The sequence below is a fragment of the Nitratireductor sp. ATLC21 genome (genome assembly GCF_057196525.1).
Genome location: NZ_JBXUOU010000004.1, coordinates 263,223 through 285,810 on the forward strand (window position 1 = coordinate 263,223; position 22,588 = coordinate 285,810).

The window sequence follows — 22,588 nt, forward strand, 5'->3', positions numbered from 1 at the left end:
TCCTCAATAGTGCACACGCCGCTCGATGAAGCGGAACTGGATGACGGTGAGAATGCCCACGACAACCATCAGGATGACGGACTGGGCGGCGGAGGAGCCGAGATCCTGCCCGACGAATCCGTCGGAATAGACTTTGTAGACGAGGATGGTGGTGGACTGGCCGGGCCCGCCGGCCGTCATGGTGTGAATGATGCCGAAGGTCTCGAAAAAGGCGTAGACGATGTTGACCACGAGCAGGAAGAAAGTGGTGGGCGATAAAAGCGGGAAGATGATGGTGCGGAAGCGGTGCCATTTGCCCGCGCCATCGATCGCCGCCGCCTCGATCAGGCTTTTGGGGATCGCCTGAAGGCCGGCCAGGAAAAACAGGAAATTGTAGCTGATCTGCTTCCATGCGGCGGCGAGAATGACCAGCGTCATCGCCTGACCGCCATTGAGAACGGGGTTCCAGTCGATGCCCATCGCCTTCATGTAAAAGGCGATCACGCCGATGGAGGGCTGGAACATGAAGAGCCACATCACGCCGGCAACGGCAGGGGCCACGGCATAGGGCCATATGAGCAGTGTCTTGTATGCCCCCGCCCCCTTGATGACCTGATCGGCCATCACGGCAAAGAGCAGCGCGACCGACATGGAGACCAGCGTCACGAAGAAGGTGAAGACGGCGGTGGTGACGAAGGACTGAAGATAGTACCGGTCGTTGAAGAGATATTCGAAATTCGAAAACCAGACAAAGCGCGCGCCGAGACCGAACGGATCGGGCAGAAGCAGCGACTGGTAAAGGGCCTGACCGGCCGGCCAGAAGAAAAAAACAATCGTCACTGCGAGCTGCGGCGCGAGCAGCAGATAGGGCAGCAAACGGTTATCGAAGGTGACGCGCTTTTCCATGGGCAAACCAAGAATGCCAGGGCCGGCAAGATTTCTGCCGGCCCCGCAGGTTTCACAGACTTATCGCGTCGACTGCTCGAAGCGGCGCAGCAGCTCGTTGCCGCGGTTCACGGCTTCGTCGAGCGCTGTCTTGGCGTCCTTCTGGCCCTGCCAGACGGCTTCCAGTTCCTCGTCGATGATGGCGCGGATCTGGTCGAAATTGCCAAGACGGATGCCCTTGGAGTTTTCCGTCGGAGCCTTGCCCGTCATCTGCAGAATGGCAATGTCGGTGCCCGGGTTTTCTTCGTAGAAACCCTGCTCCTTGGTCAGGTCATAGGCGGCGGTGGTGATCGGCAGATAACCGGTGTCCTGGTGCCACTGGGCCTGCACCTCAGCGCTGGAGAGATAGTTGAGGAATGCGGCAACACCGGCATATTCCTCGGCCTCGTGGCCCGACATGACCCACAGCGAAGCACCGCCGATGATCGTGTTGTAGGGCGCGCCTTCCGCATCCGGCCAGTAAGGCAGGTTTGTCACGGTGAAGGGGAAGTCGGCCTCGGCCTTCACACCGGCATAGCCGGCTGACGATTCGGTGAACATGGCGCACTCGCCCGAGCGGAAGCGCGCACCGCCCTCATTGCGCCGGCCCGAATAGCTGAAGAGGCCTTCCTTGGCCCATTCGCCCATCTTGTCGATGTGCTGCACCTGCAGATCGCCATTGAAGGCGAGTTCGGTGTCGGTGCCGGCAAAGCCGTTGGCTTGCGTGGCAAACGGCACATTGTGGTAGGCGCTGAGATTCTCGAGATGAATCCAGGACTGCCATGCCGTCGTCAGCGGGCATGCAGAACCGGCTTCCTTGAGCTTGACGAGCAGTTCCTCGACTTCCGGCCAGGTGGCAGGCTTCGCCTCGGGGTCAAGACCGGCCTCCTCAAGCGCCTTCTTGTTGATGTAGAGAACGGGCGTGGAGGAGTTGTATGGTAAGGACAGCATTTCGCCGTCCGTATTGGTGTAATAGCCCGCGACCGGCGCGAGATAGGCGTTCGGATCAAACTCGGCTTCAGCCTCCGCCATCACTTCATAGACCGGCTTGATGGCGCCCTTGGCCGCCATCATTGTGGCGGTGCCAACCTCGAAAACCTGCAGAATGTGCGGCTGTTCGCCAGCACGAAAGGCGGCGATGCCGGCGTTCAGAGCTTCGGAGTAATTTCCCTTGAGGGTGGCAACGACCTCATAATCTTCCTGGCTGGCATTGAAATCGGAGACCTGTTTTTCCAGCAGTTCACCGAGACGGCCGGTGAAGGCATGCCAGAACTGGACCTGGGTCTGCGCCTGTGCGGCGCCGACCATGGCCGGAAGCGCCACGGTCAGAGCCGTGGCTGCGGAAAGCATTGCGCGAAATCTCATTGTGTCTCTCCCTGTAGCGTCGATCGCCGGTTAACCGGTCTCTCTTGGTCGGCTTGTGTTACCGTTGGATGACAGCATCTGTAGAATACATTGTCCATACCTTTTCCAGTATAGAAATTTCATACTACAGCACAGCGCTCACGCGATTGGCCTAGCCTCTCGCCATCCTATACAAGTGCAGGGTCGAATCGAATTCTGGGTCTGAGGATCAAATGAGTTTCCTGACGCGGCTCGCGGCTGGTGCTATCACGCTCTTCGCGCGCTTCATCACTGCCGTGCGGGCCGTTTGGGATGGCATTGAACCTATCCCCCGACAGCGAATTTATTTTGCCAATCATGTCAGCCATGGCGATTTCATTCTCCTGTGGACGGTCCTGCCTCCGCGCCTACGCGAGCAGACCCGTCCGGTGGCGGGCGCGGACTATTGGCTGAAATCCTCCGTCAGGCGCTTTATCGGCCGCGATGTGTTCAACGCCGTGTTGATCGATCGCGACCGCAAGACACGTGCCGACGACCCGATCAAGCAGATGGCCGATGCACTGGATGGCGGCGCCTCGCTCATCATCTTTCCCGAAGGCACGCGCAATGAGACGAACAATCCGCTTCTGCCTTTCAAGAGCGGGATCTTTCATCTGGCAAAACAACGGCCCGACATCGATCTCGTTCCGGTATGGATCGCCAATCTGAACCGTGTCATGCCAAAAGGAGAGTTTGTTCCGATTCCGCTGATCTGCACGGTCACGTTTGGTGCGCCCTTGCGTGTGGAATCCGACGAGACCAAGGACGCATTTGTGAAGCGAGCACGCGACGCGCTCCTATCCACCTCCGGAACAGTCGAAGGCAACGCATGATGAACGAGCATCAGATAGACCTTCTGAAACTGCTCGGCGGGCTCACCGCCGTACTTGTTCTGGCCTCTCTCGCAGGACGCCTTCTCAAGCGCAAGCTCTCCCCCGACGGAACCAACACCGTCATCGAAAACCTGAACGACCGGGTGAATGCCTGGTGGGTGATGATCATCCTGATGGGCGGCGCGCTGCTTTTCGGCCGATTGGGAGCCATTCTGCTCTTCGGCTTCGCTTCCTTCGCCGCCCTGCGTGAGTTTGTGACGCTGACGGACACACGGCGCGGCGATCATTGGGCGCTTGCCTCCGCATTCTTCATTGTTTTGCCGGTTCAGTATTATCTGGTTTATATCGACTGGTATGGGCTCTATTCGATCCTCGTTCCGGTCTATGCGTTTCTATTGATGCCCATCATCTCGGCCCTGCGGGGGGACACGGACCATTTCCTTGTGCGTGTGGCGGAAGTCCAATGGGCGCTGATGATCTGCGTCTTCTGCGTTTCGCATGTGCCGGCACTGCTTACGCTGCAGATCCCCGGCTATGAGGGGCGCAACCTGCTTCTGATCGCCTTCCTGGTGGTCGTCGTGCAGTCGAGCGACGTGCTGCAATATGTCTGGGGCAAAATGCTTGGGCGCACGAAGATCGCGCCAAAACTCTCTCCCTCCAAAACGGTTGAAGGCTTCATCGGCGGTGCGCTGAGCGCCACGCTTGTCGGCGCGGCACTGTTCTGGATGACACCTTTCACGCCATTTCAGGCGGGACTGCTGTCCTTTGTCATCGTGCTCATGGGCTTTTTCGGCGGGCTCGTCATGTCGGCCATCAAGCGCGACCGTGGCGTGAAGGACTGGGGGCATCTGATCGCCGGCCATGGCGGCTTCATCGACCGGCTGGATTCGGTGATCTTTTCCGCCCCCATCTTCTTTCACCTCGTGCGTTACTGGTGGTCGCTCACATGAACAAGACCGAAAACCGCCGCCCTCTGGCGAGCCGCGACACCGGCTGGGCGAAGGCCGTGGCCCGCCGGCTGGCCGAAACATCCATCACGCCCAACCAGATCTCCATGGCGAGCGTGGTGTTCGCGGCGCTTGCCGGTCTTGCCTTTTGGCAAGTGGGCGAGACGGAGGGCGCTGCGCGGGCTTTTCTCCTGGTTCTGGCCGGTTTTTTGGTGCAATGCCGGCTGCTGTGCAATCTGTTCGACGGCATGGTGGCCGTGGAGGCGGGTAAGGGATCGCCGGATGGCGCCTTCTGGAACGAGTTCCCCGACCGTGTGGCCGACATCGCGATCCTCATCGGCGTGGGCTATGGGGTCGACCAGCCTGCGCTTGGCTGGGCCGCCGCCGGCTTCGCCGTCCTCACCGCCTATGTGCGTGAGCTGGGTCGCGCCTGCGGCCAGGAAGCGGATTTCTCCGGCCCCATGGCGAAACCGCATCGGATGGCGGCGATCACACTTGCCGCCGCACTTTCATTGTTCGAACCTCTTTGGAACGGGCGTGGCGAGGTGCTGACGGTGGCACTCTGGATCGTCGCCATCGGCGCGGTCCTGACAGCACTGCGCCGCTCCGTGCGGCTGGTGAAGGAGCTGCGCGGCCAGGCCTAGTTTATCTTCAGGCAAGGCCCGGCAGCACGGCTTTCACACCTGCGACGATCATCTCCACGGCGATGGCGAGCAGGATCATGCCCATGAGCCGGGTGGTGATCACGCGCATGGTTTCGCTCAGCACACGTCCGATTTCTGCTGCGAAGAAAAGAACAACGAAGAGGATCGCCAGAATGATGGCGACAACAGAGCCGACGGCCAAAGTCGCCTCAAACCCGCCCGCATGCCCCGCATAGATGATCAATGTTGCAATGGTGCCGGGACCGACAATCATCGGAAAGGTGATCGGATAGAAGGCGAGCCCCGAGAGGTCGCCCATGCGATTCTGTTCGCTCTCGGTTCCATGGTGGGACGAGAAGCCGTTTCCATTGAGCATCGACCAGGCGATGTGCGCCAGCACGATGCCGCCAGCGACGCGAAACTGATCGACAGTAATGCCGAAAAACCCGATGATCGCCTGGCCGGCAAATAGGATAACAGCGCACATGATGGCTGAGAAAATCGCAATTCTGAATGCCAGAAAGCGTTGCTGCTGAACCGTGAAACCTGCCGTCAGCGCCAGAAAGATCGGCAAGTTCACGAACGGGTTCATGATGGCAAAGAATGCGCCGAAGGCTTTTGTCAGTTCGGTGTAGTCCATGATCCTGCCCCGCCTGCCGATTTCGCCTCACTGCCAAAGCAAAAAACGACTCACTGAATTCCGAGGCAGTATGGCATCAAGCTGCGCCACGGGCGACGCTGGTATCAGCCGGCTTTTGCATCCCGCCGGAAGATCCAGTCATGATCCGGATGGTTCGCGAAGCGCCATTTGCGCAGTGGGCCGGCCATGACGTTGAGATAGTACATTTCATAGCCATAGGGCGCGCCACAGGGGTGGTGCCCTTTCGGCACCAGAACCACATCATGGTCGCTCACGGCCATCGTCTCGTCCAGTTCGCCATCCTCGGTGAACACACGCTGGAAGCCGAAACCCTGCGCCGGGTTGAGCCGGTGATAATAGGTCTCCTCCAGATAGGTCATGTTCGGGAAATCGTCCTCGTCATGCCGGTGCGGCGGATAGGACGACCAGTTGCCCTGCGGGGTGTAGACCTCTGTGACGAGCAGGCTGTCTGCTACATCGCGGCCTTCCATGGCAATGTTGTGGATGTAGCGCGTGTTGGCGCCCTTGCCGCGCTCTTCGAGGCTGATGCCTGTGGGGCCGATCACCTGTGCCTCATGGCCACTCTTACCCGGCGCACTGCAGACGGCGAGCGTGCAGTCCGTGGTGGCTGTGGCCTGCCATTCGGTCCCATCGGGAATGTAGACTGCATGAGGCGGCAGGCGCTCGAACACATTCATGCGCTCGCCCAGTTCGCCAAAAGCCTTGCCTGCGCCCGAAATATCCGCCTTCCCTTCCACAAGTACGAGAATGACCTCGCGGTCTCCTGTCGCCTCGGAGGCCGTTTCGCCGGCTTTCAAACGGTAGAGGCCGAAGCCGACATAGCCCCAGCCTGCCGATGCCGGTGTGATGTCGTGCACCTTGCCGGCGGTGCCTGCGGGTTTGACCAGAAGATCGGGCATGGTTCCTCCCTTATTCGCTTTCGGTGTCGCCGGGCGTGAAGGTGTAGAGCAGCGACCAGGCCGCATAGACGCCTGCGGCAGTGAACAGCATTCCCCAGAACGGCGCGCCGGAGAAAAACTCGAAAAGTCCCCAGCCAAGACAGACGGCCACCACGACCACCCGTCGCCAAAGCGGCTTGAAGAAGGGATGGCGTGGATCGAGAAAACTCATTCTGCAGGGTTCCGGGTGAGGCCGGCAGCATGCGCTGCCTGCCGGAGCGCTTTCAAGCCCATGGACTGATATTTGACCGGGTCGGCCTTGAGCGGGTCCTGCTCGGCCTCGATCACGAGCCATCCATCATAGCCCTTCTTCGCGAGCACGCTCAGCACAGGCTCGAACGCGATGCCACCTTCGGGGTCTCCCGGCACGGTGAAAACGCCGCGACGCACGCCTTCGAGAAAGGACAGCCTTTCCTGCTCCACTTCGCTGCGAATGGCGGGGCGAACATTCTTGGCATGGAAATGGGCCACCCGCTCGCCATAGGTCTCGGCCAGTTCCACCGGGTCGGCCCCGCCGAACCAGGCATGGCCGGTGTCGAGCAGAAGGTGGGTCGCGGGGCCTGTGCCATCCATCAGGCGACCGATCTCCTCGCGTTTTTCAACCACGGTGCCCATATGATGATGATAGACCAGTGTGACGCCCTGGCCCGCGCAATACTCTGCAATGTCCTCGACGCCGGCACAGAAGGCTGGCCAGCGATCATCCTCAAGGCGGGGACGGTCCGCCAGTGGAACCGCATCGTTGCCGTGAATGGCGTTCGACGTCTCGCAGACGATGCACACCTTGCAGCCATTCGCCTTCAGCATGTCGAGATGCGGTTGGATCGCCTTCTTCTCGGTTTGGATGGCATTGGCCAGAAGGTTGAGCGAGTGCCAGCCGGAAACGAAGACGAGGCCGTGCCCGGCCAGAACCGCTTTGAGCGTCTCGCCATCGGAGGGCATCTTGTGCCCCTTCTCGATGCCGTCAAAGCCAATGGTCGCCGTTTCCGACAGGCACTGCTCAAGCGGAATATGCGCGCCGATGGTCTGATCGTCATCATTCGACCAGGCAATGGGATTGGTGCCGAAACGGATCATTCAGTGTCTTTCCTTCAGCGCTTTTTCGTAGGCCCTGCGGGCGGTCTTGACCTGTTGCCGGTCGGAAACCTCGGGCACGGCGACATCCCACCAGTACCCGCCAGCCTCTGTCGAGGGATAGGGGTCCGTGTCGATCACCACAACGAAAGGCCCCTCGGCAGAGCGCGCTTCGGCAAGGGCGGCCTCCAGCTCGGCAATGGAACCGGCCTTGCACGCCCTGGCCCCCATCGAAGCCGCGTGGGCGACAAAGTCGATCCGCGACGGGTTCACATGGTGCGTATGGTCGAGCAGATTGTTGAACTCGGCACCACCGGTGCCCATCTGCAGCCGGTTTATGCAACCGAAACCGCGATTGTCGGTGATGACCACGGTGATCTTGATGCCCATGGAAACTGCGGTGGCCAGCTCCGAATTCATCATCATGTAGGAGCCATCGCCCAGCATCACGATCACGTCTCGCTCGGGCTCGGCCATCTTGATGCCCAGTCCGCCGGCGATCTCATAACCCATGCACGAATAGCCATACTCCATGTGATAGGAGCCGGGGCGCCCGGCTTTCCACAGCTTGTGCAATTCGCCGGGCATGGTGCCGGCCGCGCACATGACCACCGTGTTTTCACGCGCCGCGCGCTGCACCGCGCCGATGACCTGCATGTCGGTGGGGAGCGCGTTTTCGTCCATCGAAGGTGCTTCCGTCACCGCATCGGCGGCCCTGAACCAGTCTTCCTTCAGTGCCGGCGATGGCGCTTCCGCCTTCCATCCACCGAGCCCTTCAGTCAGAAGCTTGAGGCCGACATCGGCATCGGCGATCAGCGCCAGCGCGTCGTGCTTGCTGCCATCGTAGGGCTGAACGTTGAGAGACAGGATTCCGGGCCGTTTTTTGAACAGTGCCCAGGACCCGGTGGTGAAATCCTGAAAGCGCGTGCCGATGCCGAAAACCAGATCCGCCTCCTCGCAGACCGCATTGGCGCTCGCCGAACCCGTGACCCCGACCGGGCCGAGATTGAGCGGATGGTCCCACGGGAGCGCGGACTTGCCAGCCTGCGTTTCCACCACCGGTATGGCGTGTTTTTCCGCAAACGCTTTCAGCGTATCGCAAGCCCCTGAATAGTGAACGCCACCGCCAGCCACAATCACCGGGCGGCTTGCGGCGCGGATGGTTTCGATGGCATCGGCCAGTTCCGTTTCATCAGGCCGGGACCTGCGGCGGCGCCATGTTCTTTCTGCAAAGAAACTCTCCGGCCAATCATACGCTTCCGCCTGCACATCCTGGCAGAAGGCGAGTGTGACCGGCCCGCAATCGGCCGGATCTGTCATAACGCGGAAGGCGCGTGGCAGCGCGGTCAAGAGCTGCTCGGGCCGGGTGATGCGGTCGAAATAACGCGAGACAGGGCGGAAACAGTCATTGGCGCTTACGGTGCCATCGCCAAAATCCTCGATCTGCTGCAAGACGGGATCGGGACCACGATTGGCAAAGACATCGCCCGGTATGAGAAGCACGGGCAGGCGGTTCACATGGGCGAGTGCAGCCGCCGTCACCATGTTTGTAGCGCCGGGGCCGATGGACGATGTTACCGCCATGGCGCGGCGGCGGCCAAGCTGCTTTGCATAGGCGATGGCGGCGTGCGCCATGGACTGCTCATTGTGCCCGCGATAGGTGGTGAGCGTTTCACGCGCGGCATGAAGCGCCTCGCCCATGCCCGCCACATTGCCGTGGCCGAAAATGGCCCACATGCCGGCGATGAAGGGCTCGCCGTCCTCGTTCTTCTGGGCGGCGATGTAGCGGATCATTGCCTGCGCCGCCGTCAGCCGGGTTGTCTTCATGCTGCCTCTCCCTTTTGCGCCCGTGCCCGCGCCCGATCCCAGACAGCGCAGAGATCTGCGTAATTTCTCGCCATTTCAGCAATCGCCGTTTTGTCGTCGATCGCGCCGGAAAGCCAGCGCCGCGCCACCTCGGCGAAGATGGTGCGACCAACTGCGAAACCCTTGACCAGATCGAAAGAGGCGGCAACCGCGAAACTCTCCTCCAGCTCCTTTGCCGGCGCATCAAGCCCGAGCACAACAATCCCGCGCGTATGCGGATCGTTGCGCTTGATCGCATCGCAGGCCTTTTGCCATGCGGCGCGCGAGGTCATCGGTTCGAGTTTCCACCAGTCGGGATAGACGCCGATCTCGTAAAACCTCTGAATGGCGCGGGCTGCGGTGTCATCGTCACACACGGCGACCTTGGACGGAATGATTTCGAGCAGCATTTCCAGCCGGTTGCGGCGGCTTGCGGCAAACAGGCGTTTGACCGTTTCTTCCTGTTCTTCTCGCATCGGCGGCTCATCGTCCGGGTGATAGAAGCACAGAACCTTGACCACGTTTTCCAGCGGCCATTCATTGAGCCCGCCGCAATCGGGGCCAATGGCCGGTTCCAGCGTGAGCGGGCGCGAGCCCGGCCATTCGACCGGACGGCCGATCCACAGTCCGGAGCCCGAGGCCGCGTAGAGGGCTTCCCGCCCGAGCCGGCCATCGCACAGGATTCCATATCCGTGGCGCCCGCCAGCGACGGTCTTTGCCGCCTCGAGGCACAGTTTCTTGAAGTCGCCGATGCGCTCATGCGAGACGCCCGCCTCATCGGCCATGGCTTCCAGCTGCATGCGGTGATCGAAGGCGAAAACACGCATCTGCGGCCACTCGCCATGCCGTGTCGTCGCCCAATGCACCTGCTCAAGCGCGGCATCCTTGCGCAGCGCCTTCTCCCGAATGCCGGTGCGGAAGAAATATTCCAGCTCCTCAAGCGATGGGTAAGCCGGCGCGCAGCCATGACGGGAGACCGCAAAGGCGCCGCAGGCATTGGCGTATTTCAGCGCTGTCGGCCAGTCCTCACCCGAGAGCCACCCTTTCAGAAGCCCGGACATGAAACCATCGCCCGCGCCAAGCACGTTGAACACCTCGATCGGGAACCCCTCCCCTGCCTCGCCCTCATCCAGCGTGTCGGGGATCGCGCCTTTGAAGGCGGAGGCTCCCATCGGTCCCCGCTTGCACACGAGCACGGCGTCCGTCAGCGCACGCACATTTCTCAGCGCCTCAACCGTGTCGGTGGAACCGCCTGCGATGTGGAACTCCTCTTCCGTGCCGACAATCAGGTCGAACAAAGGCAGGGTGGATTGCAGCTTGGCGGTGACACGTTCGGATTCGATGAAGCGGCTTTCACCGGCGTCATGCCCGGCAAGCCCCCAGAGATTGGGACGGTAATCGATATCGAGCGCGGTCAGCGCGCCATGCTCGCGGGCAAGCCGCAGCGCCTTGAGAACGGCGGCCTCGGTGCGCGGATGGGAAAGATGAGTGCCGGTCGCACACACACAGCGGGCCTCGGCAATGAAATCCGGATCGATGTCTTCCTCACCCAGCGACATGTCGGCGCAATTCTCGCGATAGAAGATCAGCGGGAACTGCTCCTGATCGCGAATGCCGAGCAACACAAGTGCCGTCAGGCGTTCGGGGTCGGTCACCACACCGCGTGTGTCGACACCTTCGCGCTCGAGCTCTTCGCGGATGAAACGCCCCATATGCTCGTCGCCCACCCGCGTGATCAATGCCGATTTGAGGCCGAGACGTGCCGTGCCTGCCGCGATGTTGGTGGGAGATCCGCCGATATATTTGTTGAAGGAGCCCATATCCTCCAGCCGCCCGCCCACTTGCGCGCCATACAGATCGACCGAGGAGCGGCCGATGGTGATGAGGTCGAGGGACTTCATCCTTGTCTCCTCCATACATTTCTGCCGCGCTTGTGGTCGCGCAACGGCAGAGGGCGATGGTGTACCGGGTCCGGCGCTCCATCATTCACATAATGGAAGATATGTTCTATTTTAATGGCAAAATCAACATCAGAATTCCATTTTACTGCGTGTTGGCGCCCACAGCGACCACGAGCGCCACAGCCAGTGACAGCGTTGCAGAGAGTGATCGAAAGGCGCCGAAATCGGCTTCGGATACGGTGAGCATAAGAGGGGTGATGGGCCGCAACGGACTTGCGATGGCATCGGTGATTGCGATCACGTCGGCACCGACAGCGCGCGCGGCTTCGGCCAATTCGACGGTTTCGGTCGTATAGGGCGCAAAAGTGATTGCTATGACGGCATCGCCTTTGCGGATGGCATGCCGGTTGTCGAGCCTGCCGACGTGGTCGTGAATCATCGTCGGCACATTCATCTTCTCGAAGGCGTAAGCGAAATAGGCTGCCACTGAAAATGCCCGACGCAACCCGACGATGTGCACCATATTCGCTTGAGACAGAGTTTTGATGGCTGCGTCGAGCGTCTCCGGATCGATGGTCTTTGCTAGGCTTTCAAGCGACAAACGTCCGGCCTCGATGAACTCGGCCAGGAGTGCGGACGCACTCCCCGCCCCACTCTCTCTCAGCTTTTCAAGCCGCGTCGGATAATCGGGCCAATTCTGAACATAGGAATCCCGAAAAAGCCGCTGCATCTGCGAAAATCCGGAGAAGCCGAGCACCTGACAGAACCGCATGAACGCCGATGGTTTCACACCGGCGCCTTCCGCCATTTCCGCAACGGTGGACACCGCGATGCGATCCGGATTTGCGGCTACATAATCAGCACACTGCTTCAACCGCTTGGGCAAACCGTCTGAAACTTCGAGCATTCGATCGAGCAACTCCTCGATTGTTTGTGGTGCGGAAGGCTCTCTCATGCCCGGCTCTCTTTCTTTTGCTCGATGGGTCTTTCGCTTGACAGCGTGGCTGGGATGATCTTACGCATTTGGAATAAAAATTCCAGTATTGGAGGAGAATTTCCATGAGCGACATCGGCGTCGGCCTGATCGGGACGGGTTTCATGGGAAAGGCTCATGCTTTGGCCTTTCGCGCAGCAAGGGCTGTCCTCGCCGATGTGCCGGAAGCGCGACTGGAGGTTCTGTGCGACACGCCGGCCACGCGCGCCGAGCAGATGGCTGCGCAATTCGGTTTTGCGCGCGCCACGGAAGACTGGCGCGCTCTGGTCGATGACCCGGCTGTGGAGCTTGTTTCCATCACCACCCCAAACCGGATGCACTGCGAGATGGCGCTGGCAGCCATTGCAGCCGGCAAGCACGTCTATTGCGAAAAGCCGATGGGCCTGACACTCGAAGAAGCTCGCACCATGGCAGAAGCCGCGGCCAGGGCCGGGGTCAAAACCATGGTCGGCTACAACTACATCAAAAATCCGGCCTTCGAACATGCCAAAGAACTGATTGCCAGGGGCGCCATCGGCACACCGATACATTTTCGCGGCTTTGTGGACGAGGACTACCAAGCCGATCCGGAACTCGCCTGGACATGGCGAGCGCGCATCGAGGATGCCGGGCTCGGCGCGCTTGGTGATCTCGGCTGCCACCTGGTTTCCATGGCCTATGGACTGATGGGGCCCATCGAAAGCCTGATCGCCGATATGCAGACCATTCATCAGACACGCCCGATGCCCGACGGAAACGGGCGCGGGGCGGTGGAAAATGAGGACGTGGCTTCGGCCCTGGTGCGGTTCGGAAGCGGGGCACAAGGCATTTTGGCCACCTCCCGTTCCGCATGGGGGCGCAAGAACCGGCTGGGTTTCGAAGTTCATGGAACCGAGGGCATGATCGCTTTTGAACAGGAGCGCATGAATGAGCTCCAACTCTATCGGAACGAGGGTCCGGCGGCCGAGCAGGGATTTCGAACAATACTCACCGGCCCGACCCATGGAGCGTATGCTGCGTTCTGTCCCGCGCCCGGCCATCAGCTCGGTTTCAACGATCTCAAGGTTCTGGAGGCCGGTGCCTTCCTGCGGGAAATAGCAGGCGGTGCGAAAGTTGGTCCCGATTTCACGGACGCGCTGGAGTTCGAGAAGGTCATTCACGCCATCGCTGCTTCTGCACACGAGGGACAGCGTGTGACGGTGTAGGGCGGGCATGAACCCTTTCAATGCCGCGCCGACCGGTGGCCGGATCTGACCGCCACGAGAGAAGGGGCAATTTCTCTGCTTGATCTTTGTCAAAGCAGGACCAGAATCATACCCATAGGGTGGTGGAGAACGAAAGGATCCAGCATGACCTCAGCTTCTGATCTCTCCCCGAAATTCCGGCATGTGCGCCTGGAACTGGCCCGCGAGAAGGGCCACCCCCTGGGCGATCATGACGAAGGATATGACCTGCTGGTTCCGCTCGACACGGAGGGGCATCTCGACGCCGCGGAATGGAAGAAGCACCAAGCGCAATGCCGCGTGCGGCGCTTCGAACCCAATGCGGAAGACAAGATCGGCCGATTGCGCCGCAAGCCCGGCGGGCAATGGTATTTCGATTACGAAGAAGGCGACCGCGACGACGAGATCGGCTTCCGCCTCGGCGAAGAACGCTTTCGGCAGGGCGAATATATCTCGATCTCCCGTCAGGGGCAGATGCACACGTTTCAGGTGAAGCTTGTGGAGCGGCTTTAGAACCGAAAGAAGGAATCCTGCAGGGCCGAGTTGGAATATTCAACGGGCCGGCCTCCCCCATCCACCACCACGCGCTGGACCCTAAGCAGCGGCGAGGCCTTCAGTATGGACAATGCCTCTGCCTCTTCTTGCGAAGCCGACAGAAGCGAGACGTGCTCGCGCGCCAGGAAAATTTCGCCGCCAAGGGCAGCCCGCAACATGGTGTAGAGCGAGGTTTCCGCGAGGCTGGAGACGTTCAGCTTCTCAGCCAGAGCTGCCGGCAAAAGCGAGGTCTGATGAACGACGGGACGGCCCTCCAGAAGGCGCACCCGGCGGATCTCGAAGACCTCGGTTCCAAGCGGCAGTGAGAGCGCATGGGCGATGGAGAGCCCCGCCTCAACACGCCCCGTGGAGACAAGACGCGTTGACGGGCGAAAGCCGGCCTCGCGCGCGGCGGTGGGAAAATCCATCAGCTTCTCGCCGCTGCGCCCGATGGCGCGTTCACGGTAGACGGTGCTGCGCCCCTGCCCCTTCGACACGAAACCCTCGCGCTGGAGCAGCTCTAGCGCCTGCCTGACGGTGCGTCGCGAAACCGCGTAGGCCGTGGCCAGCGCGTTTTCCGATGGCAGCGGATCGCCATTGCGCCACAGACCGCCTGTCAGCTCGCGGATGAGCCTGTTGGCAAGGCGCTGATAGGCGTGATCCGCTCCCATGCCTCAGGCCGCCCTGCCGCCGATGTTCCGCACCAGCACCGCGCCGATGATGATGAGGCCGGTGAAGATATCCTGCAGATAGTTCGGCACACCGAGAATGGTGAGACCGTTGGCGACCACGGCGATGATCGCCGCGCCCAGAAGCGTGCCGAGCGCATTGGCCTGCCCGTCTCGGAAAGCGGTCATGCCGAGGAAGACTGCCGCATAGGCCTGAAGCAGGAAACCGTTGCCGCCGGTCGGATGGGCGCTGCCGAGACGCGCGGTGAGAAGCAGGCCGGCAAGCGCGGCAAACAGCGTGCAGAGGCCGAAAGCCCACACACTGTTGGGCACGATGCGCACACCGGTGAGCCGTGCCGCCTCCCGGTTGCCGCCAATGGCGAGGATGCGGCGGCCAAGCTCCGTGTGGTCGAGAATGAAGGCGGCAAACAGCGTCGCCGCGAGCGCCCAGAGCGTGAGAACGGGAATACCGGCGAGATAGCCGCGCCCCAGATCACGGAAGCCCACCGGAATGTTGCCGAACAGCGTTGCGCCATCGCTGATCCAGTAGGTGATGCCACCGACAATCGTGCCCATGGCAAGCGTGACGATGAAGCTCGGCATGCGATAGGTGGCGATGGCGAGCCCGCTGATCGCACCGACGGCAAAGCCTGCAATGAGCGTGACCAGCATGACTGGCACGATGCCCCAGCCGGCGCCGAACAGCGTGACGGAAACAATGCCCGCCATGGAAACCACCGCGCCGACCGAAAGATCGAACTCCGACAGCGACATGACGAAGGTGGCCCCCAGCGCAACAATGGCGAGCAGCGACATCTGCTGCGTGATGTTGATGAGGTTCGAGCCCTTGGCGAAGGCCTCCGGCGAGAGCGCGGCAAAAAGGGCGACGATGGCCAAAAGGCCGATCAGGGTTCCGTAGCGGGCGGAAAAGCTCAAACTCGTGTCTCCGGCTTTGATGGCTGCGGCGAGGCGTGAAACGTAGCGTCGATGACGGACTGGCGCGTGACGGCGCTGTTGGGCGCATCGAGCGTGACGGCCCCCTGCGCCATGACCACGACACGGCTTGCGAGCATCAGGAGTTCTTCAAGATCGCTGGTGGCGAAGAGAACGGCCGCGCCCTCGCCCGCAAGGCGGTTGCACAGGGTGTGGATCTCCGCCTTGGAGCGCACATCCACGCCGCGCGTCGGCTCATCGAGCAGGAACAGTTTCAGCGACGGATCGAACCAGCGGCCGATCATGATCTTCTGCTGATTGCCGCCCGACAGGGTGGAGATGCGATCGCCAAGGCCGCCATATTTGACGCTGAGCCCTTCAAGCGCGGAGCGAATGCCCGCCCGCGCCCGCCGCCACGAGACAACGGGCAAGGAACCGACGGCGCGATGGTGATCGAGATGCGGCAGGACGGCATTGTCGAGAATGGAGTGATGCATGACGAGGCCGGTGTTGCGCCGGTCTTCGCAAACATAGGCAACGCCGGCGCGTTTGCGGCTCTCAATGCCCGAGGCCGGGAGCGGCGCACCTTCAAGCGCGATACCGCCCGCTGCCACACCGCTTGCACCCCATATGGCTTTCAGGAGGCTGGAGCGGCCACTGCCGACCACGCCATAGAGCCCGACGATTTCGCCGGCGCGCACCGTCAGATCAATGGGGGCGCGGACCGGGCTCACGCGGAATCCGGAAAGCTCCAGAACGGGGTCGCCCGGCACGCGCGCATCGCCATGGCGCTCATGGCGAAACGCCTCGCCCGCCATGAGCCCGACGATCTCGTCGCGCGAGGTGTCGGCGATCTGCCCGCTGCCGACGGATTGGCCATTGCGCAGCACGGTGTAGTCATCCGCCAGCGCGAACACCTCATCGAGCCGGTGCGACACGAAGATGATGGCGCAGCCCTGATCGGCCAGATCGCGCACGATGCGGCGCAGGACGGTCGCCTCCTCTTCGCTCAGCGAGGCGGTGGGTTCGTCGAGGATCAACACCCGCGCATCGTCCATCAGCGCGCGCAGGATCTCGACAATCTGGCACTTGGCGACCGAGAGGCGCCCCACCGGCACGTCGATGTCGAGATCGAGCCGGTAGCGGTCGCGCAGCGCTGCAAAGCGCAAACGCATCGCCTTCCAGTCGACGCGACCGAGGCGGCGCGGATAGGCCCGACCCACATAGGCATTCTCATAGGCCGTGAAGCCCGGAACGAGATTGAGCTCCTGGTGCACGGTGCGCAGACCGGCTGCTTCCGCCGCGCGTGGATCTGCCGGCTGATACGCCCTGCCGGAAAGCTGCATCGTTCCGGCATCGGCCCGGTGCACGCCGGAAAGGCACTTGAGCAGGGTGGATTTGCCCGCCCCGTTCTCCCCCAGAAGGGCATGGACCCGCCCGGCGGCAACGTCGAGGCGCACGCCATCGAGCGCCGTGACGCCGCCAAACCGTTTTGTGAGCCCTTCGATCTCAAGCATCTTTGCGGGTTTTACTCGCAGTTCGCGCCGAGCGTTTCGCGTTCGACCACCTTGGCCTCCACGAAGATCTCGCGCGACGATGGATCGCCGCCGCTGAGCACCGTCTCGATTTCTCCTACCGCGGCGCTTGCAATGCCCGGAAAATCCTGCCGCACGGTGGCGGCGAGATTGGTGCACTGCTTGATCAGATCCACCGCCTGGGGATTGCCGTCAATACCGGCGATCACGATGTCTGCATCGGGCATGTCGCTTTGAAGTGCAAGCAGCGCGCCAATGGCCGGCTCGTCCCACGCGGCCCAGACGCCGTCGATCTTTTCGCCGTGCTGGCGGATGAAGGTTTCCATCGCCTGCCGCGCATGGTCGATTGGGCCTGGCACCTGGACATAATGCTCGGCGATGACCTTGACGGCATCATTCTTCTCAAGCGCCGCATCCAGCGCCAGCTCACGCTGGCGAACGCCGGGATGCGCGGAGTGGAAGAATTTGACAATGTTGCCCTCGCCGCCCAGCGCCTCGAACAGGTAATCGGAGAGGATGGTGCCAAGGGCAAAATTGTCGGTGGTGATGTTGGCGGTCACGCCATCGGCAAGCGCGCCGTCGAGCACGAAAACGGGGATGTCCTTGCCCGCGGCGGCGGCAACCTGATCGGCGATCTGGTTGGGATCGACACTGACCAGCACGATGGCGTCCGCCCCCGCATTGGTGACGTCCTCGACACGGCTTGCAAGCTGCTGGAAATCGCCGCGTGTGTCGACGACGTTCACCGTCCACCCCTTGGCCTCGGAATCGGTCTTGAAGGTCTCGACCATCTCATTCGTGGCAACGGAACTCAGATAGGGCGTCAGCACGGCGATGTCCTCGGCATGGGCCGTGGAGATCTGGGCGAAAGCGGCCAGTGCGGCCGTGGTAAGGAGCATGCGTTTCATGGTTTCCTCCGGGTCAGATTATCAGATTGGCGTGTTCCCGCGCAAAGCGGGAGGCTGCGAGATAGGCCTGGTAGCGGCTGTCGCAGCTTTTGGCATGGGTGGAGCCCTGTGTGTGCGCTGGCGACGCATCGACGGCGGCAGGCGATAAGCCGGCCTTTGCCGCGATCATGCGCAATGCGCCCCGCGCCGTCATCTCCTGGCTTGCATCGGGAAAGGCGATGTCGCGCTTCAGCACGTCGGCGAGGATCTGCCGCTGCAGCGGCGTACGGGCCGCGCCGCCAATGACGGTGAGCGGCGATGGCGGCAGGCCGGCGGTTTCCAGATTGTGCCGGATGGCGAACGCCACGCCTTCAAGCACGGCGCGCGCCATTGCGCCCTTGCCATGGGTGCGGTCGAGGCCAAGGAATGCGCCACGCACGCGCTGATCCTCGAATGGAGCGCGCTCGCCCGAGAGATAGGGCAGGAAGAGCGGCGCGGCGCGCGCTTCATCCGCCGTCGCAGCCGCTTCCAGCAGGGCTTCGACACTTTCGCCCGTGGTTTCGGCCAGCCAGTCCATGGCGGCACCCGCCGTCAGAAATGGCGAGATGATGATGGCGCGGTCGGGATGGACCGGATCGGCAAGCGTGTAGATGTCACGCGGGGGCGCGGCATCCTGCATGGTGAGCGTGGCGGCAACCCAGCCGGTGGTTCCGAGATAGGCATAGGCACGTCCCGGCGCGTCAGCGGCTGCACCCCATGTGGCCGCTGCCGCATCGCCTGCGCCATTGAACACAGGGATGCCTTCGCTCAGGCCGAGCTCTGCGGCGGCTTCTGCCCGCAACGGGCCAAGGATCTCGTCCGCCGGGAGGATTTCAGGCAGGCGCGACGCTTCGACACCCGCAGTGACGAGCAGATCGGCATCCCAGCACCGCTTTGCGATGTTCATCAGGCCGGTGGTGGAGGCGACGGTTGGATCGATCGCAGCGCGGCCGGTCAGCCGGAAGGTGACGGCATCCTTCGCGCCGAAGAAGAAGCGGTGTTCATCAGGAAGATCGGGCGCGAAACGGTCAAGCCGCATGAGTTTGAAAATCGTGTGGGCCGGGTCCGGGTGATTGCCGACACGCTCTGCGTAATCATTCGGCAGGCGGGCTTGGAGTTCGGCCATCTCGTCTTCATCGAGGCGGCGGTCGGAATAGAGCGCGGCAGATGCCAGCGCTTCGCCCTCCGGTGACAGAACAATCAGGTTCTGCATGGAACCGGTAAAGACGAGCGCTTCAATGTCTTCTCTGTCGGGCATGTCTGCCAGCGCGGAGACAAGCGCCGCCCACCAATTGGCGGGGTCCTGCGTCTGCGAGCGGTCGGCCCCGGCCGCGGTGGCGATGGACGACGACCGGGCGGCCAGCATCCCGCCATGCTCAGAAAACAGAACGGCTTTCAGGGCCGATGACCCGATATCAATGGCCAGAACGGTCCGGCTCAAACCAACCTCCCTCTCATGGGGTGGACGAATTCAATGTCCACCGTCTCGCCGCGCGCTGGCCTTTTTGCAAGGTCCGTTCCCCTTTTTCGCGCAGTGATCCACGAGTGCGGGGCGAAATGCCCACCCTGTCAACAAGAAGGGAGGGTCTACCGCCATTTCATTTCCCGATTTGGACAACGACTTCCGAAAACGCGTCAGGTCGCGCGGATGTCGGCGGGGCTGTGACCGCAATGGCGACGAAAGGCAGCGGCAAAGCGTCCCGCATGGGCATATCCGACGCACGCGGCCACCGCCGCCACCGGCAGGCCATCGCGTTCGAGCAGAAGCCGGGCGTGCTCCATGCGGCGCATGGTGAGATAATCATGCGGGGAAAGCCCGGTGAACCGGCGCATGCCTGTGGTGAGCGTGCGCTGGGAGACATCAAGCCGTTCGCACAGCGACGCTACGGTGAGCGGCAGCGCGGCGGGATCATCAAGCAGCGCCTTGTAGCGCAAGACATAGCGCGGCAGCGGGCCGGCGGCGGCGAGCGCCGAGGGCTCTGCCTCGCGGCAGGGCACATGGGCAAAGAGCGTTTCCAGAACCGCGTTGACGAGCGGCATGGGCGACAGCGCCGTGCTGTCTGCGGCCTCGATCTCCTCTGCCACCATGAGCCCAAAAAGGCGCGCCAGCCGCCGCCCGACCGGCGTGTCGAGGTCGATCTCCGGCTTGAAGAATGGTGTGCGGCGGACGGGGTCGCCCGTATGGCGCTGCCAGGCGCGCTCCACGAAATCGCGCTCCAGCCGCAGCATGACCTGCGTGGTGCCGGGCCGCCAGTTGGAGCGCACGAAGGGGCCGGGCGACAGGATGAGCCCATGACCCGGACGCGACGCGACACGGTCGCGCCCATAGAGAATGTCCACCCCGCCGGAAAGCGGGAACTCCAGCATATAGAACGTGTCGAAGATGCCGGCCTCGATCTCGATGTCGGGGCCATAGCGCAGGAGATTGAGGGATGCCCCCTCGCCTGCGACGGCATGGTGCCGAAAGTCGAGCGCGGCTTCTCCGGAGGGCATCAGAAGGCGATGCGGCCTGTAACGCGCGCCGATGGCGGCCTCGGCCTCGGCGATGTCGAGCGAATGCAGGCCGGGCACCCGGCCAAGCCTTTGCGACGCGTCGATGAGATCAGTCACCACCATGACTGCGAGGATAACAGGACGATGGAACCTGTCTAGAAAAAGCTGGGCCGCGAAAGGAACAAGTCGCCTTTCATGCCACGCAGGACAATCCAACTTTCCGCTTTATTTTCAGGCGACTAACTCACCTTCTCTTTCGAGACAGGTGTTTGACTTGTCCCGCCCGGCCATGCCTCAATCGGGAAAAGCGAAAAAGGGACGTTGCGCGTATGACTGCACCCATGGAACCCAATTCCTTCCGGATCGGCCCTGACGATGAGGGCATGTATGGGATCTTCGGCGGCCGGTTCGTTGCCGAGACGCTGATGCCGCTGATCCTCGATCTGGAAAAGCACTGGAACGAGGCGAAGGACGATCCGGCGTTTCGCGCCGAGCTTGAGCATCTGGGCCGGCACTATACGGGCCGGCCCTCGCCGCTCTATTTCGCCGAACGGCTCACCGAGCATCTGGGCGGCGCGAAGATCTACTTCAAGCGCGAGGACCTGAACCATACGGGTTCGCACAAGATCAACAATTGCCTGGGCCAGATCCTGCTCGCCAAGCGCATGGGCAAGACCCGCATCATCGCCGAGACCGGCGCCGGCCAGCATGGCGTGGCATCGGCCACCGTGGCCGCCCGCTTCGGCCTGCCCTGCATTGTCTATATGGGCGCGACAGACGTGGAGCGGCAGAAGCCGAATGTCTTCCGCATGAACCTGCTGGGCGCAGAGGTGAAACCGGTGTCCTCCGGGCATGGCACGCTGAAAGATGCCATGAACGAGGCGCTGCGCGACTGGGTGACCAATGTCGAGGACACCTATTACCTGATCGGCACGGCGGCAGGCCCGCATCCCTATCCCGAACTGGTGCGCGAGCTGCAATCGGTGATCGGCACGGAAGCGCGCGAGCAGATCCAGGAACTGGAAGGCCGGCTGCCCGATGCCATCGTGGCGGCGGTGGGCGGCGGCTCGAACGCCATCGGCCTGTTCCACCCCTTCCTCGATGATCGTCAGGTGGAAATCCACGGCGTGGAGGCCGGCGGGCATGGGCTTGCGGGTGACGAGCACTGTGCCTCCATGACGGCGGGCCGCCCCGGCGTGCTGCATGGCAACCGCACCTATCTTCTGCAGAATGAAGACGGGCAGATCCTCGACGGGCATTCGGTGTCTGCCGGGCTCGACTATCCCGGCGTCGGGCCGGAGCATAGCTGGCTGAAGGATTCAGGCCGTGTGATCTATTCGCCCATTCTGGATGATGAGGCGATCGAGGCGTTCCAGATGACGACGCGGCTTGAGGGCATTATCCCGGCGCTGGAATCGGCCCATGCGATTGCCCATGCGATCAAGCTCGCGCCGACCATGGGCAGGGACCAGATCATGATCGTCAATTTCTCCGGACGCGGGGACAAGGACGTCCACACCGTCGGAAAGATGCTCGGCATGGAGATGTGAGCCACATCGCCCCGTCTGAAGCCCGTTGTTGAAGAGAGTATCCGCATGACCACCCGCATTGACCGCCGCTTCGCGCGGCTGAAGGAAGAAAACCGCCCGGCACTCGTGACCTATTTCATGGGCGGGGATCCGGATTATGAGACGTCGCTCTCGATCATGAAGGCGCTGCCTGCGGCGGGCAGCGACGTGATCGAGCTGGGCATGCCCTTTTCCGACCCCATGGCCGATGGCCCGGCCATCCAGGCCGCCGGCCTGCGCGCGCTGAAGGGCGGGCAGACGCTGGCGAAGACGCTCCAGATGGCACGGGACTTCCGCAAAGACGACGACGACACGCCCATCGTGATGATGGGCTATTACAACCCGATCTACATCTATGGCGTGGAGCGCTTTCTCACTGACGCGAAGGAAGCCGGCATTGACGGGCTGATCATCGTCGATCTGCCGCCGGAGATGGACGAGGAGCTTTGCGTTCCGGCGATCAAGGCGGGGCTGAACTTCATTCGTCTGGCAACGCCGACGACAGACGAGGAACGTCTCCCAAAGGTTCTGGAGAACACGTCGGGCTTTGTCTATTACGTGTCGATGACGGGTGTGACAGGCTCGGCCCTGCCGGACACGAACAAT

General features: G+C 62.1%; 22 protein-coding genes. 7 read left to right on the top strand and 15 right to left on the bottom strand.

The window, feature by feature from the left end; translation table 11 throughout:
• Positions 1–3: 3 nt before the first annotated feature.
• A complete protein-coding gene (gene ugpA / locus AC2CHD_RS19230; RefSeq protein ID WP_484554937.1) occupies positions 4–885 on the bottom strand; it encodes a sn-glycerol-3-phosphate ABC transporter permease UgpA in 882 nt (293 codons plus the stop codon).
• Between the two features lie 60 nt (positions 886–945).
• On the bottom strand, positions 946–2,268 hold the full coding sequence (ugpB, locus tag AC2CHD_RS19235) for a sn-glycerol-3-phosphate ABC transporter substrate-binding protein UgpB (RefSeq protein ID WP_229450870.1): 1,323 nt from the start codon (positions 2,266–2,268) through the stop codon (positions 946–948).
• 212 nt (positions 2,269–2,480) lie between these two features.
• On the opposite strand from ugpB, the gene AC2CHD_RS19240 reads away from it, so the two are divergent.
• From AC2CHD_RS19240 to AC2CHD_RS19250, 3 genes are read left to right on the top strand one after another with little or no spacing between them, the layout of a single operon-like run.
• Complete coding sequence (locus AC2CHD_RS19240; RefSeq protein WP_484554938.1) at positions 2,481–3,119, top strand: lysophospholipid acyltransferase family protein; 639 nt, start codon at positions 2,481–2,483, stop codon at positions 3,117–3,119.
• Entirely contained in the window at positions 3,119–4,069 is a 951-nt protein-coding gene (locus AC2CHD_RS19245) for a phosphatidate cytidylyltransferase (protein WP_484554967.1), read from the top strand. The genes AC2CHD_RS19240 and AC2CHD_RS19245 overlap by 1 nt, the downstream gene beginning before the upstream one ends.
• Positions 4,066–4,710 (top strand): CDP-alcohol phosphatidyltransferase family protein, encoded by a 645-nt coding sequence (locus tag AC2CHD_RS19250; RefSeq protein WP_484554939.1) that lies wholly within the window; start codon positions 4,066–4,068, stop codon positions 4,708–4,710. The genes AC2CHD_RS19245 and AC2CHD_RS19250 overlap by 4 nt, the downstream gene beginning before the upstream one ends.
• Positions 4,711–4,717: 7 nt before the next feature.
• Here the strand turns inward: AC2CHD_RS19250 and AC2CHD_RS19255 are convergent, their stop codons facing one another.
• The 7 genes from AC2CHD_RS19255 to AC2CHD_RS19285 form a co-directional block, all read right to left on the bottom strand.
• Entirely contained in the window at positions 4,718–5,350 is a 633-nt protein-coding gene (locus tag AC2CHD_RS19255; RefSeq protein WP_229450874.1) for a MarC family protein, read from the bottom strand.
• A 104-nt stretch (positions 5,351–5,454) separates the two neighbouring features.
• Positions 5,455–6,270, bottom strand: a complete 816-nt coding sequence (gene iolB, locus AC2CHD_RS19260) for a 5-deoxy-glucuronate isomerase (protein ID WP_484554940.1) — start codon at positions 6,268–6,270, stop codon at positions 5,455–5,457.
• Between the two features lie 10 nt (positions 6,271–6,280).
• Positions 6,281–6,481, bottom strand: a complete 201-nt coding sequence (locus AC2CHD_RS19265; protein WP_484554941.1) for a DUF3329 domain-containing protein — start codon at positions 6,479–6,481, stop codon at positions 6,281–6,283.
• Positions 6,478–7,386, bottom strand: a complete 909-nt coding sequence (iolE, locus tag AC2CHD_RS19270) for a myo-inosose-2 dehydratase (RefSeq protein WP_484554942.1) — start codon at positions 7,384–7,386, stop codon at positions 6,478–6,480. Before iolE ends, AC2CHD_RS19265 begins: the two co-directional genes overlap by 4 nt.
• A complete protein-coding gene (gene iolD / locus AC2CHD_RS19275; protein WP_484554943.1) occupies positions 7,387–9,210 on the bottom strand; it encodes a 3D-(3,5/4)-trihydroxycyclohexane-1,2-dione acylhydrolase (decyclizing) in 1,824 nt (607 codons plus the stop codon).
• The gene (locus AC2CHD_RS19280; protein ID WP_484554944.1) at positions 9,207–11,129 is read right to left on the bottom strand and encodes a bifunctional 5-dehydro-2-deoxygluconokinase/5-dehydro-2-deoxyphosphogluconate aldolase; all 1,923 of its coding nucleotides are present in this window, start codon (positions 11,127–11,129) and stop codon (positions 9,207–9,209) included. The genes iolD and AC2CHD_RS19280 overlap by 4 nt, the downstream gene beginning before the upstream one ends.
• A gap of 142 nt (positions 11,130–11,271) precedes the next feature.
• Entirely contained in the window at positions 11,272–12,084 is an 813-nt protein-coding gene (locus AC2CHD_RS19285) for a MurR/RpiR family transcriptional regulator (protein ID WP_484554945.1), read from the bottom strand.
• A gap of 104 nt (positions 12,085–12,188) precedes the next feature.
• Here AC2CHD_RS19285 and AC2CHD_RS19290 point away from each other — a divergent pair, with 104 nt between their 5' ends.
• On the top strand, positions 12,189–13,307 hold the full coding sequence (locus AC2CHD_RS19290; protein ID WP_484554946.1) for a Gfo/Idh/MocA family protein: 1,119 nt from the start codon (positions 12,189–12,191) through the stop codon (positions 13,305–13,307).
• Between the two features lie 144 nt (positions 13,308–13,451).
• Positions 13,452–13,838 carry a hypothetical protein gene (locus AC2CHD_RS19295; RefSeq protein WP_484554947.1) on the top strand — a complete coding sequence of 129 codons (387 nt, stop codon included), beginning with the start codon at positions 13,452–13,454 and terminating at the stop codon, positions 13,836–13,838.
• On the opposite strand, the gene AC2CHD_RS19300 is transcribed toward AC2CHD_RS19295, so the two are convergent.
• The 6 genes from AC2CHD_RS19300 to AC2CHD_RS19325 all read right to left on the bottom strand — a co-directional run bounded on the left by AC2CHD_RS19300 (position 13,835) and on the right by AC2CHD_RS19325 (position 20,537).
• Positions 13,835–14,530, bottom strand: coding sequence for a GntR family transcriptional regulator (locus AC2CHD_RS19300; protein ID WP_484554948.1), 696 nt, complete (start codon positions 14,528–14,530; stop codon positions 13,835–13,837). The genes AC2CHD_RS19295 and AC2CHD_RS19300 overlap by 4 nt on opposite strands.
• A gap of 3 nt (positions 14,531–14,533) precedes the next feature.
• The gene (locus tag AC2CHD_RS19305; protein WP_484554949.1) at positions 14,534–15,463 is read right to left on the bottom strand and encodes an ABC transporter permease; all 930 of its coding nucleotides are present in this window, start codon (positions 15,461–15,463) and stop codon (positions 14,534–14,536) included.
• Positions 15,460–16,977 carry a sugar ABC transporter ATP-binding protein gene (locus tag AC2CHD_RS19310; protein ID WP_484554950.1) on the bottom strand — a complete coding sequence of 506 codons (1,518 nt, stop codon included), beginning with the start codon at positions 16,975–16,977 and terminating at the stop codon, positions 15,460–15,462. Before AC2CHD_RS19310 ends, AC2CHD_RS19305 begins: the two co-directional genes overlap by 4 nt.
• 11 nt (positions 16,978–16,988) lie before the next feature.
• Entirely contained in the window at positions 16,989–17,903 is a 915-nt protein-coding gene (locus AC2CHD_RS19315) for a sugar ABC transporter substrate-binding protein (RefSeq protein WP_484554951.1), read from the bottom strand.
• Positions 17,904–17,916: 13 nt separating this feature from the next.
• The gene (locus AC2CHD_RS19320; protein WP_484554952.1) at positions 17,917–19,362 is read right to left on the bottom strand and encodes a xylulokinase; all 1,446 of its coding nucleotides are present in this window, start codon (positions 19,360–19,362) and stop codon (positions 17,917–17,919) included.
• Between the two features lie 194 nt (positions 19,363–19,556).
• On the bottom strand, positions 19,557–20,537 hold the full coding sequence (locus AC2CHD_RS19325) for a helix-turn-helix transcriptional regulator (protein ID WP_484554953.1): 981 nt from the start codon (positions 20,535–20,537) through the stop codon (positions 19,557–19,559).
• Positions 20,538–20,743: 206 nt separating this feature from the next.
• Here AC2CHD_RS19325 and trpB point away from each other — a divergent pair, with 206 nt between their 5' ends.
• Together trpB and trpA are read left to right on the top strand one after the other, a co-directional pair.
• Positions 20,744–21,964 carry a tryptophan synthase subunit beta gene (trpB, locus tag AC2CHD_RS19330; protein ID WP_484554954.1) on the top strand — a complete coding sequence of 407 codons (1,221 nt, stop codon included), beginning with the start codon at positions 20,744–20,746 and terminating at the stop codon, positions 21,962–21,964.
• Between the two features lie 45 nt (positions 21,965–22,009).
• Positions 22,010–22,588, top strand: a 579-nt coding sequence (gene trpA / locus AC2CHD_RS19335) for a tryptophan synthase subunit alpha (protein WP_484554955.1), incomplete at its 3' end; no start/stop codon positions are given.